Source organism: Methylosinus sp. LW4 (genome assembly GCF_000379125.1).
Taxonomy (GTDB): Bacteria; Pseudomonadota; Alphaproteobacteria; order Rhizobiales; family Beijerinckiaceae; genus Methylosinus.
Window position 1 is genome coordinate 1,025 of sequence record NZ_KB900627.1, and the last position, 1,187, is coordinate 2,211.

Sequence of the window (1,187 nt, forward strand, 5' to 3'; positions counted from 1 at the left end):
GATGGCGCGACGATCTGAGTCGCTTCGCCATCGACCACGGAAAAGCGCGTCCGCAGCGTCTCGTGCCGCGCCACGATCGCATTCACCGCCCAGGAAAGGGCCGCAATGTTCAACGAGCCGATAAAGCGAAACGCCGCAGGAATGACATAGGACGCCGCGTCCGAGACGAACTGCTCCAGAAACCAGAGCCGCTGCTGCGCAAACGACATTGGCGATTCCGATGCGCGCGCGGTCGATCGTATCGGCGGCTCGTCCTCCGCGCATGTTTGCGAAAGGGCTGCGATGAGGCCGGCCTTATGCGCGGTCAGGGCCAGCTTGATATCGTCTGTCAGCGCGCCGACGGGAGCCTCGACTCGCAGGCGACCCTCGTCGAGGTGGACGAATATGCGTCGAGACTGAATCTCGCGCATGAGCTCCATCGCATTCATATTTCGAATTCCTCGAAAGCGGCGGCGAGCGGCGCGCGATCGTCGTGGGACGGCTTCAACGCCTTCATCAGATCCACAGTCTCCGCGAGAACCGAGAGCCTATCGTCCCGGTACACGAGCGAAATCGGCAGCGTGACATTCAGCACGCTCGACACGCGTGCGACCAGCTGCATCACGGTAAGGGAATGTCCGCCGAGGGCGAAAAAGCCATCGTCGACGCCGACGCGCTCGACGCCGAGCACTTCGGCGAAGACGCGGCACAGCGTCTCTTCCGTCGGCGTGCGCGGCGCGACATAGTCCCGGCGCGATTGCGCGTCGGGATCGGGCGCCGGCAGCGCCTTGCGGTCCAGCTTGCCGCTCGCCGTCAGCGGCAGCGCATCGAGACGAACGAATAGCTGCGGAACCATATAATCTGGCAGCTCCCGCCGCAGCGCCGTCTTCAGCGCTGCGAAGTCCAGCTCTCCCTCGCCTGTCACATAGGCCGCCAGCCGCTTGTCGCCCGAGCCGTCCGCCCAAGCGACCGCAACCGCATCGCGCACATCCGGCTGTCGCTGCAGCGCAGCCTCTATTTCTCCGAGCTCGATGCGAAAGCCCCGGATCTTCACCTGATGATCGATCCGCCCGAGGAACTCTATGTTCCCGTCCCGACGCCAGCGCACGAGATCGCCGGTGCGATACATGCGCTCCCCTGCGACGAAAGGATTGGCGACGAAACGCTCGGCCGTCAGATCCGCGCGGCCGAGATAGCCGCGCGCCAGC

At 64.7% G+C, this 1,187-nt stretch carries 2 protein-coding genes; both read right to left on the minus strand.

Annotation, left to right across the window (positions count from 1 at the left end):
- Positions 1 to 428, minus strand: a 428-nt coding sequence (locus METLW4_RS25465; RefSeq protein WP_043333283.1) for a condensation domain-containing protein, incomplete at its 3' end; no start/stop codon positions are given.
- Positions 425 to 1,187: phosphopantetheine-binding protein (locus METLW4_RS25470; protein WP_018267987.1), on the minus strand; the 763-nt coding region annotated here is incomplete at its 5' end. The genes METLW4_RS25465 and METLW4_RS25470, both read right to left, overlap by 4 nt.